Here is a 17,966-nt window from a genome sequence, read left to right on the forward strand (position 1 = left end):
CCCGCCCCCACACTGGCCCGCTCCTTGCACTACAGTGTCCCAATATCACCGGGAGACACACGTGAGCTCAGCAAAACAGCCAGTCAGCGCCGGCGCGAAATTCCGCACGGCAGTCGCAGAAGGACAACCGCTGCAGGTCGTCGGCGCCATTACCGCCTACGCGGCGAAAATGGCCGAGGCCGTCGGCTTCAAGGCGGTCTACCTGTCGGGCGGCGGCGTCGCCGCCAATTCGCTCGGCATCCCCGACCTCGGCATCAGCACCATGGACGACGTGCTGATCGACGCCCGCCGCATCACCGACGCCACCGGCCTGCCGCTGCTGGTCGATATCGACACCGGTTGGGGCGGCGCATTCAATATCGCGCGCACGATACGTTCGTTCATCAAGGCCGGCGTCGCCGCGGTTCACCTCGAAGACCAGGTCGGACAAAAGCGCTGCGGGCACCGTCCGGGTAAGGAAGTGGTCGCGAAAGAAGAGATGGTGGACCGCGTGAAGGCCGCCGTGGACGCCCGCACCGACGACCAGTTCGTCATCATGGCGCGCACCGATGCAGCCGCGGCCGAAGGCATCGACTCCGCCATCGAACGCGCGGTGGCCTATGTGGAAGCCGGCGCGGACATGATTTTCCCGGAAGCGATGCAATCGCTCGACGACTACCGCCGCTTCAAGGCCGCCGTCAAGGTGCCGATTCTCGCCAACCTGACCGAATTCGGTTCCACGCCGTTCTTCACCACCACCGAGCTGCGCGAAGCCAACGTCGATATCGCGCTGTACTGCTGCGGTGCGTATCGCGCCATGAACGCCGCGGCGCTCAATTTCTATGAGACGGTCAAGCGCGACGGCACGCAAAAGGCCGCCGTCGAAACCATGCAGACGCGCGCCGACCTGTACAAGTATCTCGGCTATCACGCGTACGAGGAAAAACTCGACGCCCTGTTCGCCGCAAACAAATAAACCCGCATCCAGGAGTAAGAGGACGACACCATGAGCGAAGCAGATAACAGCACGCCGGCAGCCGGCGCATTCAAGCCGAAGAAGTCCGTGGCGCTGTCGGGCGTGACGGCCGGCAACACCGCCCTGTGCACGGTCGGTAAGACCGGCAATGACCTGCATTACCGCGGCTACGACATCCTCGATATCGCCAGCACCTGTGAATTCGAAGAGATCGCCTACCTGCTGGTGCACGAAAAGCTGCCCACCCAGGCTGAACTGACCGCCTACAAGACGAAGCTGAAGGCGCTGCGCGGCCTGCCCGCCAACGTCAAGGCCGCGCTGGAATGGATTCCGGCCGCCGCTCACCCGATGGACGTGATGCGCACCGGCGTCTCGGTGCTCGGCACCGTGCTGCCCGAGAAGGACGACCACAACCTGCCCGGCGCGCGCGATATCGCCGACCGGCTGATGGCCTCGCTCGGCTCGATGCTGCTGTACTGGTACCACTACTCGCACAACGGCAAGCGCATCGAGGTGGAGACCGACGACGATTCGATCGGCGGCCATTTCCTGCATCTCCTGCACGGCGTGGAGCCGTCGAAGTCGTGGGTCGAGGCGATGCACACGTCGCTGAACCTGTACGCGGAACACGAGTTCAACGCCTCGACCTTCACCGGCCGCGTGATCGCCGGCACGGGCTCGGACATCTACTCGGCGCTCACCGGCGCGATCGGCGCGCTGCGCGGCCCGAAGCACGGCGGCGCCAACGAGGTGGCGTTCGAGGTCCAGTCGCGCTACCCAAGCCCGGATGAGGCGGAAGCCGACATCCGCCGCCGCGTCGAGGCGAAGGAAGTGGTGATCGGCTTCGGCCACCCGGTGTACACGATCTCCGACCCGCGCAACAAGGTGATCAAGGAAGTGGCGAAGAAGCTCTCGAAGGAAGCCGGCAGTACGAAGCTGTTCGAGATTGCCGAGCGGCTCGAAAGCGTGATGTGGGACGCCAAGAAGATGTTCCCGAACCTGGACTGGTTCAGCGCGGTGTCGTACCACATGATGGGCGTGCCGACGGCGATGTTCACGCCGCTCTTCGTGATTGCCCGTACGGCGGGCTGGAGCGCGCATATCATCGAGCAGCGCATCGACAACAAGATCATCCGGCCGAGCGCGAATTACACCGGCCCGGACAACCTGAAGTTCGTGCCGATCGCGAAACGCTGACCGGAAACGCTGATCGGGAAAGGGGGATAATTGCTGGTGACGTCCTGTTATGTCCTGCGACGTCCGGCAAGACTCCCCCCTGAGCACTACATTCTTATTCCCCCCACGGTATGAACACTGCAAACCGCAAACCCCTGCCAGGCACCAAGCTGGACTTCTTCGACACGCGCGCGGCGGTCGAGGCAATCCAGCCGGGCGCCTATGACACGCTGCCGTACACCTCGCGCGTGCTGGCCGAAAACCTCGTGCGCCGTTGCGACCCGGAGGCGCTGGATGCCTCGCTCAGGCAGATCATCGAACGCAAGCGCGAGCTCGACTTTCCGTGGTTCCCGGCGCGCGTGGTCTGCCACGACATTCTCGGCCAGACCGCGCTCGTCGACCTAGCGGGCCTGCGCGATGCAATCGCCGCGCAAGGCGGCGACCCGGCGCTGGTCAATCCGGTCGTGCCGACGCAACTGGTGGTGGATCACTCGCTCGCCGTCGAGTGCGGCGGCTTCGATCAGGATGCGTTCGACAAGAACCGCGCGATTGAAGACCGGCGCAACGAGGACCGCTTCGACTTCATCAACTGGACCAAGAAAGCGTTCAAGAACGTCGACGTGATTCCGCCCGGCAACGGCATCCTGCATCAGATCAACCTGGAGCGGATGAGCCCGGTGGTGCAGGTGAAAGACGGCGTCGCGTTTCCGGATACGCTGGTCGGCACCGATTCGCACACGCCGATGGTGGACGCGCTCGGGGTGATCGCAATCGGCGTGGGCGGTCTCGAAGCGGAAAGCGTGATGCTGGGGCGCGCTTCGTATATGCGCCTGCCGGATATCGTGGGGGTAGAACTCAGCGGCAAGCCGGGCCCGGGGATCACGGCGACGGACGTGGTGTTGTCGTTGACGGAATTCCTGCGCAAGGAGAAGGTGGTCGGCGCCTATCTGGAGTTTTACGGCGAAGGCACAGCAAAGCTGACGCTGGGCGACCGCGCCACCATCGCCAACATGGCGCCGGAATTTGGTGCGACCGCCGCGATGTTCTATATCGACGAGCAGACCATCAAGTATCTCAAGCTCACCGGCCGCGACGACGAACTCGTCAAGCTGGTGGAGACGTACGCGAAGGAAACCGGCCTGTGGGCCGACAGCCTGAGAAACGCGCAATACGAGCGCGTGCTGAAGTTCGACCTGTCGAGCGTGGTGCGCACGCTCGCGGGCCCGTCGAACCCGCATCGCCGTTTGCCGGTGTCGGAACTCGCCGCACGCGGCGTCAGCGGCAAGGTTGAAAACGAGCCGGGCCTGATGCCCGACGGCGCGGTGATTATCGCGGCCATCACAAGTTGCACCAACACCAATAATCCGCGCAACATGATTGCCGCGGGGCTGCTCGCGCGCAACGCCAACCAACGCGGCCTGACCCGCAAGCCGTGGGTGAAAAGCTCGCTCGCGCCGGGATCGAAAGCCGTCACCTTGTACCTCGAAGAAGCGAAGCTGCTGCCCGAACTGGAGCAGCTTGGCTTTGGCGTGGTCGCGTATGCCTGCACGTCGTGCAACGGCATGTCGGGTGCGCTCGATCCCGTGATCCAGAAGGAAGTCGTCGAGCGCGATCTGTACGCGACCGCCGTGCTGTCGGGCAACCGCAATTTCGACGGCCGGATTCACCCGTATGCGAAGCAGGCCTTCCTCGCCTCGCCGCCGCTGGTCGTGGCTTATGCGATTGCCGGCACGATCCGCTTCGACATCGAAAAGGATGTTCTGGGTACCGATGCCGCCGGCAATCCCGTGATGCTCAAGGACATCTGGCCGTCCGACGCGGAAATCGACGAGATCTTCGCATCGAGCGTAAAGCCGGAGCAATTCCGCAAGGTGTACGAACCGATGTTCGCGGTCACGGCCGACACCGGCGAGCGCGCCAACCCGCTGTACGACTGGCGTCCGATGAGCACATACATCCGCCGCCCGCCCTACTGGGAAGGCGCGCTGGCCGGCGAGCGCACGCTTGCGGGCATGCGCCCGCTCGCGGTGCTTGGTGACAACATCACCACCGACCACCTGTCGCCGTCCAACGCGATCCTGCCGGATAGCGCCTCCGGCGAGTACCTGGCAAAAATGGGCTTGCCGGAGGAAGACTTCAACTCGTACGCGACCCACCGCGGCGATCACCTGACCGCGCAGCGCGCCACCTTCGCCAACCCGACGTTGAAGAACGAGATGGTGCTCGAAGACGGCAAGGTGAAGGCCGGTTCCCTGGCTCGCATCGAGCCTGAGGGCAAGGTCACGCGCATGTGGGAAGCGATCGAAACCTATATGGAGCGCAAACAGCCGCTGATCGTGATTGCCGGAGCCGACTACGGCCAGGGTTCGTCGCGCGACTGGGCCGCGAAGGGTGTGCGCCTCGCCGGCGCGGAGGCGATCGTCGCCGAAGGATTCGAGCGGATTCACCGCACCAACCTGGTGGGCATGGGTGTGCTGCCGCTCGAATTCAAGCCGGGGGTAAACCGCCTGACGCTTGGCATCGACGGCACCGAAACCTTCGATGTGATCGGCGAGCGCACGCCGCGTGCCGATCTCACGCTGGTGATCCATCGCAGGAACGGCGAGCGCGTGGAGGTGCCGGTGACGTGCCGTCTCGATACGGCGGAAGAAGTGTCGATCTACGAAGCCGGTGGCGTGCTGCAACGTTTTGCACAGGACTTTCTTGAATCGTCGCAGGCCGCTGCCTGAGGACAGGAACGCCGACGCACGGCATGATGTGCGTCGCGCTTGATACGCGGATGATACGCGGGCGGTGCGGCAACGTACCGCCCGCGTCTTGACAGGACAACTACGCAATGGCACACGTACCCCAGATCAGGATTCCCGCCACTTACATGCGTGGCGGCACCAGCAAAGGCGTGTTCTTTCGCCTCCAGGATCTGCCCGAAGCCGCGCAGGCGCCGGGCGCGGCGCGCGATGCGCTTTTGCTGCGCGTGATCGGCAGCCCGGACCCTTACGGCAAACAGATTGACGGCATGGGCGGCGCAACGTCGAGCACGAGCAAGACCGTGATCGTCGCAAAGAGCAGCAGGCCCGATCACGACGTCGACTACCTGTTCGGCCAGGTGTCGATCGACAAGGCGTTTGTCGACTGGAGCGGCAACTGCGGCAATCTCTCCGCCGCCGTCGGACCGTTCGCCATCAGCGCCGGCCTGGTGGACCCGAGCCGTGTTCCGCACAACGGCGTGGCCACCGTGCGGATCTGGCAAGCCAATATCGGCAAGACCATCATCGGACACGTGCCCATTACAAATGGCGCGGTGCAGGAAACCGGCGATTTCGAACTGGATGGCGTGACCTTCCCCGCCGCCGAGGTGCAGCTCGAGTTTATGGACCCGGCCGCGGAAGAAGACGGCGCAGGCGGTGCGATGTTCCCGACCGGCAACCTGATCGACGACCTCGAAGTGCCGGGCGTCGGCACGTTGAAGGCCACCATGATCAATGCCGGCATTCCGACGATTTTCGTCGATGCCGAAGCGATTGGTTATAAAGGCACCGAACTGCAGGACGCGATCAACAGCGACGACAAGGCGCTGGCGAAGTTCGAGACGATTCGCGCGCACGGCGCCCTGCGCATGGGCCTGATCAAGGATATCGGCGAAATCGCCACGCGCCAGCATACGCCGAAGGTCGCGTTTGTCGCGCGGCCGACCGGGTATGTGGCTTCGAGCGGCAAGCCGGTCGCCGCGGGCGATGTCGATCTGCTGGTGCGCGCCATGTCCATGGGCAAATTGCACCACGCCATGATGGGCACGGCTGCGGTTGCCATCGGCACGGCGGCCGCGATTCCGGGCACGCTGGTGAATCTCGCCGCCGGCGGTGGCGAACGGCAGGCGGTGCGCTTCGGCCACCCGTCGGGCACGCTGCGCGTGGGCGCGCAAGCCAGCAAGGTGGATGGCGAGTGGGTCGTAAAGAAGGCCATCATGAGCCGCAGCGCGCGGGTACTGATGGAAGGCTGGGTGCGGGTGCCTGGCGATACGTTCTAAGACCGATACGTGTGACGAAGCACTAGCCCCGGATGCTTAAGCTCCGGGGCTAGTGCTTTATGCGGGCCTTGGGCGTTGAGCCCCGGGTCGGAAGCCTCAGGTCGGGAATCGGGCGTAGGCGTCAGCCATCCAACGCCCGCCGCCCGCGGCCGGTGGCCCGCAAGAACTGCGGCACACCCTGCCCCACGCGCAAGCTCAACCCTGCCTTGGCGGCAGATACGGCATCGGATCGACCGGCTTGCCGTCGCGGCGCACCTCGAACAGCACCGAGACGCGGGAGTTGTTTTCGTCGCCCATCTCCGCGATTTGCTGCCCTTGCCGCACGATATCGCCGGTCTTGACCAGCAGCTTGCGGTTGTGCGAATACGCGGTCAGAAAATCCTTGTTGTGCTGGACGATGATGAGGCTGCCGTATTCGTTGAGCCCGGTGCCTGCATACATGACCTTGCCGTCAGCCGCTGCGCGCACCGGATCGCCCGGCTTGCCGCCAATCTCGATGCCGCGCGTCGCCCCCGGCTGGAATCCCTCGACCACATTACCCTGCGCCGGCCACGCCAGCACGACACGCTTGGCGTGACGCGACATCTCGGCGTCGACCTGGCGCGTTTCGGCGGCACTGGGTGCGGGGGCATCGGTTGAGGGTGCGGAAGCCACGGAGGCGGCCGAAGCGGCTGCCGGATTGGCTGAGGCTGAGGCTGCGGCTGCCGCCGACGCAGCCACGGCCGGGCTTGCCGCCGCATTTGCGGAATTGCTTGCCGCCGCGTTTGCGGAAGCGCTTGCCGCCGAACTCGCTCCCGCCGCCGCGGCTGCCGCCACCTTAGCCGCTGCCGCGGCCTTGGCCGCAGCGTCTGCCGCTGCAGCCTGAGCGGCGACTGCGGCCGCTGCTGCTGCGTTGGCTTCCTTCACCGCCTCAGGCGAGGCGACATGCAGCGCCTGTCCCAGCTTCAGCCGTGTGGACGGCTTCAGATGGTTCCACGCCAGCAGATTCTGGACGCTACAGTGGTGATGCTGCGCGATGCGGCTCAGCGTATCGCCGCGTCTGACGCGATACACGAGCGGCTGCGCCGCCTTCAGCTTGGCCGCGCTCACCGCCGCGGAGGCCTGCTGCGACGCCGTCGCCGCCGCATCCGATGCTGCCGCCGCCGCGGCTGCGGCCGATGCCGCGGGGACTGCGGAGGCCGCCACAGCCGCCTGCTGACCGGGTTGCCCCTGATTCACACAACCACTCATCGCTACTGCGACGCAGACGCCCGCGACGCTGGCCATCATGGTTTTGTCGAAACGACTTCTCAACAAATTCGACTCCTGCCTTGTTTCTGGCGAGCCCGAGTGTTTCCGCGTCGCGTCCGATGCGCATTCATGCGAAGCGCTGCGATCTCGCGACACGAAAGAGCCGCCTCGTTGCGGCTATCACCCGTGCCCCGCCTGCCACCCAACGCTTTGTGCGGCAAATATCTCAAAAATGAGGTGTTCTACCGCAAAAAGGGCCAGATAGACGGTTAATATGCAAGCGGAATTGTAAAATGTCTTGGACAAAAGACGAGCCGTCCGAACACACTGATACAAATCCTTACGATCGGTATCGCGGAATGTGGCGCGCGATAACGTTTGCCTTAACGGCAAATTGTCACAAAACTTGAATGATGGGGTCATGTAGGGTGCTGGGGTCAGAGGGACCTGCTCTCTCGCCGTTTCACGCATGCTCGGGGCCCCGCCCGCCGCCTGGTACAGTGGGCGCGCTTCCGCGCTTCGACCCAGTCGCCGATAGCACCACGCTTCTGACGCCAGGCAAACAGACTCGCCTGCTCTTGCAAGCTGTCGAGCGCCGCGAGGGTGGCTGGATCTGATTTCGAACCAAAGTGGATCGCGCGCCCGAATGTGTGTCGTCCAAGGGTAGCGTCCGAACGTGCCACCGCCACCGCACCGCGCCAGGATACGCCCGTCATGACACGCCATTGCCACCCTTCAAAACTTCGCGAAAGTTTGTTCCACGTCAAAAAACGGGGCAAGGCTTCCATTGCGCCCCGATAACGCCTCCGGTAGAAGCGATGAATGGACTTGTGGCATGTCAGATTGTGGACTCCTCAACGATCCATCAATAGCCAACGGAGATTTGAGTCATGCCGATTCCCGCGCACATGTGGTTAAAAGACGATGGCGGTGCCGATATTAAAGGCTCATCAACGGTAACGGGCCGCGAGGGAAGCATAGAAATCATCAGCTTCAGTCATGGCGTCAACCTGCCGGTCGACGGCCTCACCGGGAAAATTACGGGCTCCCGCATACACTCGGCGATAGCGTTTGAAAAGGAATTCGACGCGGCCAGCCCTTACCTCTACAAGGCGGTATCAAAAGGGCAAACGCTTAAATCGGCAGAAATCAAATGGTATCGCATTAACGACGCCGGAAAGGAAGAGGTGTATTTCATCATGCTTATGGAGGGCGTCAAAATCGCCGGCATGAATCCCGGTATGGCAAATACGAAGCTCGCTCTGGCGGCGGCGCTCAACCATGTCGAATCCGTTTCGATGATGTACGAGGGTATTACCTGGCACTATACGGACGGCAATATCAAATATTCCGACGCATGGACTGAGCGTTAACCGCCGGGAGATACGCTCATGGCTCTGCAAGGCAAATTTCTCGTGAACAATGCGCCTCTCTCGCCGTTGACCATGTACGGTGTCGGCACTTTCATGGCATTTTCGGGCAATGGAATTTATCGTAACCGCGGTGGCTGTACTGCCGTCCCCGACAATGGTCCGATTCCAGCGGGACGATACTGGATCGTCGACCGGCCCGAGGGAGGTCTCGGCTCGCAGGCATGGGCTGCCACAAAGGACGCGTGGAACAGCATTACCGGCGCGCCATCCCATCATTCGGAGTGGTTCGCCCTCTATCGGGACGGCGGGAAAATCGACGATTACACTTGGGTCAAGGGTGTGCAGCGCGGACAATTCCGGCTGCACCCAGCCGGCGGGCGCGGCATTTCGCTTGGCTGTATCACCCTGACGAGCTATACCGATTTTGAAAAGATCCGGCAAGCCTTGCTGCACGCGCCGACCATACCAGCCCGCAACTCGGGATTACGCGCCTATGGCACTATCGAGGTAATCACATATGGCGATACTTGCCCGTAGGTTAGGGAAAACGCTCCTCTTCGTCGGCCTGTTTTTCCTCTCGATCCGTTACGTCCATACTTACCCTGTCCGCATGCCGGAAAGCCAGCTCGACGCGTGGCTCTCGGCAGCGAACCGTCTCGGAATTCGGGACCCGGATGACCTCTATATTCCGGTCATGCTCATGATCGAGCTCATCGCGAGCATCGCGGCTTACGTCCTGGTATTGAGGCTATGGCGGTTTCTCGCGGGGCGACGTCTCACCCGATGAAAACCCGCGTGACTTGCGAGACGTTTGCAGGTTGGCTTGCCAAAAAACCCCTTTGTGCTATACAAAAAGCTAGTCAGCACGTCGCCCGGCCGACAAAAAATGGGCGGCTCCACTGGAGCGAACGCGACAATCCATGAGTCTTCTGGAACTCAGAGACGTTTCCAAACACTTCGGCGCCATCCGCGCCCTGAACGACGTGACGTTCAGTCTGGAGCCGGGCCAGGTGGTGGGACTCATGGGCGACAACGGTGCCGGAAAATCGACGCTGGTCAAGGTAATTGCCGGCAACTTTCCTCCCTCGCACGGCGAAATCTTCATTGACGGCAATCCGGTGCATTTCAGCAAGCCGGTTGACGCCCGCGCTCAAGGGATTGAAGTCGTCTACCAGGACCTCGCGCTTTGCGACAACCTGACGGCGGCCGCCAATGTATTTCTCGGCCGTGAGCCACGAATCGGCTTCGGGCCCATCCGCATTCTCGATCACGCCGCCATGAACCGGCGCGCCGGCGAGCTCTTCAGGCAGCTCAAGTCCGAGACGCGCCCCCTCGATCTGGTGCGGCAGATGTCGGGCGGACAGCGGCAGGCAGTGGCAATCGCCCGCACGCGTCTGTCCGAGGCGCGGCTCGTCATCATGGACGAGCCAACGGCCGCGATCAGCGTGCGCCAAGTGGCGGAAGTGCTCGACCTTATCCAGCGCCTTTCCGACCATGGCATCGCGGTCATTCTCATCAGCCACCGCATGCCGGACGTTTTTGCCGTCGCCCACCGCGTGGTCGTCATGCGGCGCGGGCACAAGGTCGCGGACAAGAAGACCGAAGCGTCTTCTCCGGAGGAAGTCACCGGCCTCATTACCGGAGCCATCGCCACCGCCTGAACCTGACTCGCACGGGAGTCCCGAAATTGAACGATCAGCAGGAACGCCCCACCTCAATCCCGGCGTTGCTCGATAGTCCGCAAGCCGCGAAGACTCATACCCGCTGGACGGGACTTCTCGCCAGCCAGGTGTTCTGGGTCGTGCTGGCAACGGTCGTCGCCTGCATCCTGCTGTCGTTCGTCACCTCCACCTTTGCGACGCAGCAAAATCTTTTCAACGTCACGCGCAACTTTGCCTTCGTCGCCATCGTCGCGCTTGGGATGATGGCCGTGATCGTCACCGGCGGCATCGATATCTCGGTCGGCTCGACAATCGGCCTCTCCGGCATCGTCCTCTCGGTGGTCATGAATGCCGGCTATCCGATCTGGGCCGGCATCGGTATGGGACTCCTGACCGCGGGGCTCGTCGGCCTCGTGAACGGTCTGCTGATCGCCTATCTCGACATGCAGCCGTTCGTTGTGACGCTCGGCATGCTGAGCATGGGCCGAAGCCTCGCGCTGGTGTTCTCCGGCAGCCGGACCATTTTCGATTTCGGTCCCGACGGCAGCAAGCTGCTTGCGCTCGGCGGCGGCAAGACGCTCGGCGTCGCGAATCCGGTGTGGTTCCTCGTTGTGCTCGCCCTGCTGTTCTGGTTCGCGTTCACGTGGACGCGCTGGGGCCGCTACGTCTTCGCGGTCGGCGGCAACCGTCATGCGGCCAATCTCACCGGCGTTCCGGTGCGCCGCATCATCTGCTCGGTCTATGTGCTCGCCGGACTGATGGCGGGCGTCGCGGCGATCCTCGAAGTCGGCTGGCTCGGTGCGGTGACGACAGGCCTCGGCACGGGCGACGAACTGCGTGTGATCGCAGCGACCGTGATCGGCGGCACCAATCTGATGGGCGGTATCGGCAGCGCCTTTGGGACCGTCGTCGGCGCCGCGCTGATCGAAGTCATCCGCAACAGCCTGATCCTGCTCGGCGTCGATTCGTTCTGGCAAGGAACGGTGGTGGGCGCCTTCATCATCGTCGCTGTGCTTTTCAACCGGCTCGGCGGCGAGCGGCAAGAAGATTGAACTGTCTTCAGGCGCATCGGCTGCGCTGCGGCCGGTGCGCCGGGGGCGTCCGGACAAGGCGCGGAACTGCCGGGCGCAGGTGTCACAGGATCGCGAGATTCCGCGGGGAGGTCGAAACTCGCATGCGGCCTTTCCTTGCGATTATTCCGACAATCGTGCGAGGAGGACACAGGAGGCAACAATGAAGAAGATATTGATGTGTCTTGCTGCGACAGGAGCGCTTGCCATGCTGGCCAGCCCCACATTCGCAGCCGACAAGACCCTGGCGCTGGTCGTGAAGGGGCTCGACAACCCCTACTTCGACCTCATGCATCAGGGATGCGACCGGGCCAACAAGGAGCTCAGCAAGCAGGGCTATACCTGCTACTACACCGGCCCCGCGACGGCGGCGGACGAAAGCGCCGAAGTGCAGATCATCGACGACCTGCTGACCAAGGGTGTGGCGGCAATTGCGATTTCGCCCGCGAACGCGCCGGCCGTGGCGGAAGAGTTGCGCCGCCGCAGTGTGACGATCCCCGTCATTACCGCGGACGCCGATCTGCTGCCGAAGGACGCATCGCTACGCAAGAGCTACGTCGGCACCGACAACTATGATCTGGGCGTCAAGCTCGGCGAGCAGTTGAAACTGCTGATGCCCAAGGGCGGCAACATCTGCCTCGTGATGGGCAACCCCGCAGCAGAGAATATCAATCAACGCGCCCAGGGTACGCGCGACGTGCTCTCAGGCAAGAAGGGAATCACGAAGCTCGACGGCGAAAACGGCTGGCATGAGATCAGCGCCTGCCCGCTCTATGTGAACGACGACGCCGCCAAGGCGAACCAGATGATGCAGGACACGCTCACGGCCAACCCCACCGGTCTCGATGCCTTCGTGCTGGAGGGTGGCTGGCCGCTGTTTGCGCCGCAGGCCTATTCGCAGGTGGTCGCGCCGATCATGGACAAGATCAATAGCGGCAAGTTCGTGATCGTCTCGGCCGATACGCTCGGGCCGGAGCTGCAAGCGCTGAAGGACCACAAGGTCAATGTGCTTGTCGGTCAGCGGCCGGAGGAAATGGGCTACCGGGCAGCCATGGTCATGCGTGACCTCGCGGCAGGCAAGACGGTGCCAACGGTTATTCACACCGGCCTTGACACCTGCACGTGGAAGAACGCCGACACCTGCCTCAAGCATTGAAGGCCGCGAGGCCCCATTTCAAGGATAGATGCGGCCATTGTGAGGACCGGGTGGAAGCGAGCGGAAGCCGGGTCAGCCCTGACCCGGCTCCTTCCTCGTTGAAGAAGCGGCGCGTGCATGCCGCTCAAGCCAAGGCCTAGGCCAGCACCACGCTAAAACACGGCCCCCCCGCCTAGCGCAATGCCTTCACGGCATCCGCCGTCACGTCCGCCGGCTGTCCGCCCCAGGTGGCGCGCAGATAGCTCGCCAGTTGCGCCAGTTCCGCATCGCTGAGTTGGCCAGCGAAACCCGGCATCTCCTGCATGCGTTCAAGCCCTGGGAAATCCTGCGCGCCGACCCCGTCGAGCATCGTCACAATCAGATTGTGCGGATCGCCTTGCCGCAGCGTCGAATTGCCGTGCATCGGCACAGCGACGTGCGGCTTGCCTTCGCCGTCGCGGCCGTGGCAGCCCGCGCAAACGGCGAGATAAACATTGCGCCCGGCCGCCAGTTGCGCCGCATCTGCCGAGACAGACTGCAGCGGCTGCGGAGCCGGTGGCTGGTCGCCGAGCAGATAGGTGGAGATCGCGCGCAGATCGTCGTGACTCAGATACTGGCTGCTCAGGTGCACGACCGGATACATCTCGCTGAAGGCCGAGCCTTGCGGCGCAATCCCGCTAGCGAAAAAGGCCTGCAGATCGGCCGCGCTCCAGCCGCGCGCCGCGAGACCATGCGGCGTGATGTCCGGCGCGACTACCCGGCCAAGCGCGCCGCCGCCGAGCGGCAAAGCGTTATCGAGCTGACCGAGCTTGCCGCGCGGAGTGTGACACTCGGCGCAGTGCCCGAGCGCGCTGACCAGATAGCGCCCGCGGTTCCAGTCCGCAGATGTCCCTTTCGACGCATCCGGTAAGGTGTCCTTGAGGAACAGCATGTCCCAGAAGCGCACAGCAAAGCGCATGTTGAACGGGAACGACAGTTTGGCCTCGCGGTTCGGCACGGCGGCCGGCTTTTGCGCCATGAGCCACGCGTACATGGCGTCGCTATCGGCGCGCGAGATCTGGCGGTACGACGTGTAGGGCATCGCGGGATACAGCGGACCATCGGGCGTCATGCCGTCATGCAGGGCCTTGTAGAAATCTCCGGCGCTCCATTTGCCGATGCCATGCTCCTTGTCCGGCGTAATGTTGGTGCCGTAGAACGTGCCGAACGGCGAAGCGAGCTCCACGCCACCGGCGAACGGTGCGCCGTCCGCGGCGGTGTGGCAGGCGGCGCAGTCGGCGGCCTTCACCAGGTAACGGCCGCGTGCGAACCGGTCCGCGGCGGCGTTTTGCAGGTCAGCGGGCGTGTTGGCAGGCGAGGCGGTCAGCGCGGCAGCCGAGGTGTCGTCGTGCTGGTCGCCACACGCCGCCAGCAGCACGGCGCTCAACACCAGCACAACACGGCGCACAGTGAGCAGAGTCGGAAGGCGGGTCGTCATGCGGCGTCCTTTACGAGACCCGGCATCGTCAGCACTACTTCCTTGACCGCCTCGTAATAACGCACATAGCCCGTGCAGCGGCAGATGTGATCGTTCAGCGCCTCGGTGATGGTTTCTTCCACCTTGGCCCTGGCAACCGGTTGACGCTTCAGACGTTCGATCAGCACCGTCGCGGCATTGACGAACCCCGGCGTACAGTAGCCGCACTGAAAACTGAAGTGCTCGAGAAACTTCTGCTGGATCGGCGAGAGCGCCACCACCTCGCCATGCTCGTCGCGCTGTGCGTGGCCTTCAATGGTGCGAATCGACTTGCCGTCGAAGAAATTCGCGCCTGTAATGCAGGTGCGGATTTCCTCGCTGGTGCCGTCGGGCTTGTCGAGAATCACCACGCAGGCGTGGCAGATGCCCTGCCCGCAGCCAAGCCGCGAACCGGTGAGATCGAGGTATTCGTGCAGCAGGTCGATCATCATCAGACCTGCGGGCACTTGCAACGGCCCCACTTCCTGGCCGTTGACTTTCAACGAAACGGGTTGCGCCTTGAATTGCGTCAATGGGCGTTCCACGATCGGTGCGCTGGCGCCGTTAGCCGGCACGGCGCTAGCCGCCGGACCGGAAGTTTGATTAGGGGCCGTCATGCGAGCACCTCCTGAATTTTTTGCGGAGTGACCGGCAGGTCAGTAAAACGATGTCCGATCGCGTTTGCGATTCCGTTCACGAGCGCACCGACCACCGGGATCATCACCACTTCGGCGATGCCCTTGGGCGGATCGGTTTCGGTGAGCGGCGGCAGCACTTCGCCGGTCTGGGTCCAGACGGCGACGTCCTTTGCACGCGGCAACCGGTAGCGGTTGAAGTTCCACGTGCCGTTGCCGGGGCCATCTTCATAGAGCGGCAGATACTCATGCAGTGCGTGGCCAATGCCCATCGCAAGGCCGCCTTGCAACTGGCCCGACACGAGCTGCGGCGCGATCTGGTTGCCGCACTCCATGATCGAGTGATGCGTGAGCAGTTCCACCTTGCCGGTTGCTTCATGCACCGCGAGCTCAACCAGCGTGCCGACTGCGCTGTAGTACGTGACCGTCGCGTTGTTACGCTGCACCGGCGGAATGAACACGCGCTGACGATCGAGCACGCGGTACTGATTCGGCGTCGTCTGCAACTTCTTCCTGTCCGCGCCGGCGTTGTCGCCGTAGCGCAGCGAGAGGCCATCGAGCGGCAGGCGCTCGACGCTGCCGTCAATCTCGAACTCGGCCTCCGCCCACTGCCAGCGGTTGAACACGTGCACCGCTGCACCCGTCACGAGTCCGAGTTCGTGGGCCTTCTTCGCAAGCTGTTCGAACGGCAGCGCCTGGAGGCCCGCCGCCGACAGCTTGCCGTCGACCCAGCGCGCGTCCTCGATACGCACCGTCAGCGGCGCGGCTTGCCCGCCGCCGATCCCCTGACTCCAGATCGACATGGCCGCCGGCCACAGTCCGTGCCTGAAGACCACCCGTGCCGCCTCGCGCGTGCTGTGGGTGAAATAGAACGCGGAGTTGGTCGCGCTCGACGGCGACGCATAACCGGGCGACCAGCGCGGATTGGCTGAGAGCTTGTCCTGATCGGCCTGCGACATCATGTACGGGTCGCCGCTCGTGACGACCGGCAGATCGGGCCAGTCGGTGACGGCGACGCGCACCTCGGTAGCCGGCTTGCCGAGCCACTTCGCGACGGCAATCGCCTGCGAGGTCGACATGCCGGTGCCGATTTCGGCCGCCGTGTGATGCAGGCTGATCTTGCCGTCGGCGGTGAATTCGACCTTCGCCAGCGAGGTCTCGGCGCCCGTGCCGAAGTCCTTTTGCACGCAAGCGAAACCGACGCCATAGCGCTTGCCTGGATGCGCCAGTTCGAATTCGCGCTTCTTGCTGGCCCGGTTGACCCACAACGGATGGGCCTTCGCCTTCTGCAAGACTTCATCGACGCGGATCGCCCCGGCCGGCACTGCCCCCTGGGTGTTTTTCATGCCCGAGCGCAATGCGTTCTTGAGACGGAAGTCGATGGGATCGACGCCGAGTTGCGCGGCGATTTCGTCGATCATCATCTCGGTGGCCGCCATGCTCTGCAGCGTGCCGTAGCCGCGCGCAGAACCGGCGTCGATGGCGCGCGAAGCGATCGCCACCGCCGCCAGGTCGTTCTTCGGAAAGTAGTAGATCGACTGCGCCGCGGTCGCGCCGACCATCGCCACCGACGGCGAAAAGTTGCAGCGGCCGCCGCCGTTCGCCTCCATCTCGGCCTTGAACGATTGCAGCAGGCCGGTCTTCCGGTCCACGGCAATCCGGTAGTTCATCCTGAAGGCGTGGCGCTTCAGCGAAGTCTGGAACTGCTCTTAGCGGTCGTTGGCGAGCCGCACTGGACGGCCTTCCGCGTACATGGCGGTGACGAGGCCGTAGAACGGTACGTTGAAGTGATCCTTCGAACCGTAGCCCACCGTGTAGCATGGGTGCACGAACAGGTTCTTCACCGGGAACGCGCACTTCGCGATCATGCCGGCCGCGCTGTCCACGACTTCCGCCGGCGCCTGGGTCGGCACCACCATATGCAGCGATTGCGTTGCCGCGTCGTACCAGCAGTTCGCGTTGTCGGGTTCGAGCGCGGCGGTGTCGATGGACTGCGTGTTGTACTCGCGCTCCATCACGAGCCAGTCCGGCGACGGCCGGTCGAGTTCCTGCTGGATCTGTCCTGCGTAGAACATGCCCTGCTCGTCGAGCTTGCCGTGCTCCTTGCCGTCCGGCCAGACCGGCTGGTGCTTGCGCATCATGCTCGGGAACACCGGCGCGTCTTTCAGGCTGGAGAACGTGTCGTCGTCATAAGGCGTCTTGCCGCCCACGCGCACGAAGCGGAACGTGCCCCACGGGTCGCGTTCGAGCGGGCCGGTCTGCGCGCCGTAGCGAATGATCTCGTCGTGGAACTTGAGCTTGTCCTTGGCGAAGCGGAAGCGCGCGAAGTCGTGATAGATCAGGATCGCCACCGCCTGCCCCAGATAGGCAGGCGTCTTGCCTGGCGGCAGCAACATGTCGTCGCCATAGAACGCCGGGAAGATCAGGCCGTCGCGCGTCAGATCGTCGGCCGTGACGATGCGATCAGGCTTCAGCTCGTCGCCGAGCAGCGACAGGTCGAAGCCTTCATAGAGACGATCAGCCTGGGTAGTGCGCAGAATGAAGGCATGCGACTGCTGCTTCGGCCAATGCGGCATGTCGGCGGCGCGGACGTCGCGCGCGAACACTTTCGCACCGGTCACCTTGGCAATGCCGTCGATACGGAATTTAGGCTGCCCATTAGCCGCGTCCCATTGGACCGGCGTCAGAATCTTCTCTTCGAACAACGCAGCGAAAGCACGGCTGCCAATCGGCGCGAGATACACCGAGACACCCGCTACTACGCTGGCCTTCAGAAAACTGCGACGCGAAAGGTCGAGTTTCCCCATGGACTTCTCCTTTAGTGAACGACAACGGCAGCTTCAGGGGGCGGACGGTCACGCAAGATCGACGCACACGAGCGCGCCTGCACGGGATATGCGAGCCGGCGACACCAGACCACGTTGGAAAATCAAGCGATCCCGGCCGCGCGGGTCCGGGCATAGCGGCGACGCGTGACGGCGCGAACACCGGCGCCGCCGCGGTCGATCTGATGAGTCCTGTATTGCGTGTGAACTGTGCTTGAACTGCCTTGGAATGTACTGAAACTGCCAGGTCCCTGCCCTAGCAACGGGCAAACCGCGCGATTATCGCCTCGTTGGACAGTAAATGAGGCACTTTTTGTCCGATATAAATCAGATAACTGATCTGATATAGAGGTTGATTCTTTGGTCTACTTATTGTTTTTAGAA

13 protein-coding genes and 1 pseudogene are annotated in these 17,966 nt (G+C 63.3%); 10 read left to right on the forward strand and 4 right to left on the reverse strand.

Annotated features, from left to right (window positions below):
- Positions 1-61: 61 nt before the first annotated feature.
- From prpB to prpF, 4 genes are all read left to right on the forward strand, one after another.
- Positions 62-955 (forward strand): methylisocitrate lyase, encoded by an 894-nt coding sequence (gene prpB, locus FFS45_RS13085; protein WP_137955069.1) that lies wholly within the window; start codon positions 62-64, stop codon positions 953-955.
- 30 nt (positions 956-985) lie between these two features.
- Positions 986-2,152 (forward strand): 2-methylcitrate synthase, encoded by a 1,167-nt coding sequence (prpC, locus tag FFS45_RS13090; RefSeq protein ID WP_137955070.1) that lies wholly within the window; start codon positions 986-988, stop codon positions 2,150-2,152.
- Between the two features lie 110 nt (positions 2,153-2,262).
- Entirely contained in the window at positions 2,263-4,860 is a 2,598-nt protein-coding gene (gene acnD, locus FFS45_RS13095; protein WP_137955071.1) for a Fe/S-dependent 2-methylisocitrate dehydratase AcnD, read from the forward strand.
- 107 nt (positions 4,861-4,967) lie between these two features.
- Positions 4,968-6,158, forward strand: a complete 1,191-nt coding sequence (gene prpF, locus FFS45_RS13100; RefSeq protein ID WP_137955072.1) for a 2-methylaconitate cis-trans isomerase PrpF — start codon at positions 4,968-4,970, stop codon at positions 6,156-6,158.
- 195 nt (positions 6,159-6,353) lie between these two features.
- Here the strand turns inward: prpF and FFS45_RS13105 are convergent, their stop codons facing one another.
- Complete coding sequence (locus FFS45_RS13105) at positions 6,354-7,451, reverse strand: peptidoglycan DD-metalloendopeptidase family protein (RefSeq protein WP_137955205.1); 1,098 nt, start codon at positions 7,449-7,451, stop codon at positions 6,354-6,356.
- Between the two features lie 827 nt (positions 7,452-8,278).
- Between FFS45_RS13105 and tssD the strand changes: the two genes are divergently transcribed.
- The 6 genes from tssD (at position 8,279) to FFS45_RS13135 (ending at position 12,648) form a co-directional block, all read left to right on the forward strand.
- Positions 8,279-8,761 carry a type VI secretion system tube protein TssD gene (gene tssD, locus FFS45_RS13110; protein WP_137955073.1) on the forward strand — a complete coding sequence of 161 codons (483 nt, stop codon included), beginning with the start codon at positions 8,279-8,281 and terminating at the stop codon, positions 8,759-8,761.
- An 18-nt stretch (positions 8,762-8,779) separates the two neighbouring features.
- Positions 8,780-9,298, forward strand: a complete 519-nt coding sequence (locus tag FFS45_RS13115) for a DUF2778 domain-containing protein (protein ID WP_137955074.1) — start codon at positions 8,780-8,782, stop codon at positions 9,296-9,298.
- Complete coding sequence (locus FFS45_RS13120) at positions 9,279-9,548, forward strand: hypothetical protein (RefSeq protein WP_137955075.1); 270 nt, start codon at positions 9,279-9,281, stop codon at positions 9,546-9,548. Before FFS45_RS13115 ends, FFS45_RS13120 begins: the two co-directional genes overlap by 20 nt.
- Before the next feature lie 133 nt (positions 9,549-9,681).
- On the forward strand, positions 9,682-10,422 hold the full coding sequence (locus FFS45_RS13125) for an ATP-binding cassette domain-containing protein (RefSeq protein ID WP_137955076.1): 741 nt from the start codon (positions 9,682-9,684) through the stop codon (positions 10,420-10,422).
- Between the two features lie 26 nt (positions 10,423-10,448).
- Positions 10,449-11,474 carry an ABC transporter permease gene (locus FFS45_RS13130; RefSeq protein ID WP_249362770.1) on the forward strand — a complete coding sequence of 342 codons (1,026 nt, stop codon included), beginning with the start codon at positions 10,449-10,451 and terminating at the stop codon, positions 11,472-11,474.
- A gap of 181 nt (positions 11,475-11,655) precedes the next feature.
- Complete coding sequence (locus FFS45_RS13135; protein ID WP_137955077.1) at positions 11,656-12,648, forward strand: sugar-binding protein; 993 nt, start codon at positions 11,656-11,658, stop codon at positions 12,646-12,648.
- Positions 12,649-12,820: 172 nt separating this feature from the next.
- Here the strand turns inward: FFS45_RS13135 and FFS45_RS13140 are convergent, their stop codons facing one another.
- The 3 genes and pseudogenes from FFS45_RS13140 to FFS45_RS13150 all read right to left on the reverse strand — a co-directional run bounded on the left by FFS45_RS13140 (position 12,821) and on the right by FFS45_RS13150 (position 17,564).
- Complete coding sequence (locus tag FFS45_RS13140) at positions 12,821-14,104, reverse strand: cytochrome c (RefSeq protein WP_137955078.1); 1,284 nt, start codon at positions 14,102-14,104, stop codon at positions 12,821-12,823.
- Entirely contained in the window at positions 14,101-14,739 is a 639-nt protein-coding gene (locus tag FFS45_RS13145) for a (2Fe-2S)-binding protein (protein ID WP_137955079.1), read from the reverse strand. Before FFS45_RS13145 ends, FFS45_RS13140 begins: the two co-directional genes overlap by 4 nt.
- A pseudogene (locus tag FFS45_RS13150) lies at positions 14,736-17,564 on the reverse strand (molybdopterin cofactor-binding domain-containing protein). The gene FFS45_RS13145 and the pseudogene FFS45_RS13150 overlap by 4 nt, the downstream one beginning before the upstream one ends.
- Positions 17,565-17,966 lie beyond the last annotated feature (402 nt).

The sequence above is a fragment of the Burkholderia sp. 4M9327F10 genome (genome assembly GCF_005503145.1).
Taxonomy (GTDB): domain Bacteria; phylum Pseudomonadota; class Gammaproteobacteria; order Burkholderiales; family Burkholderiaceae; genus Paraburkholderia.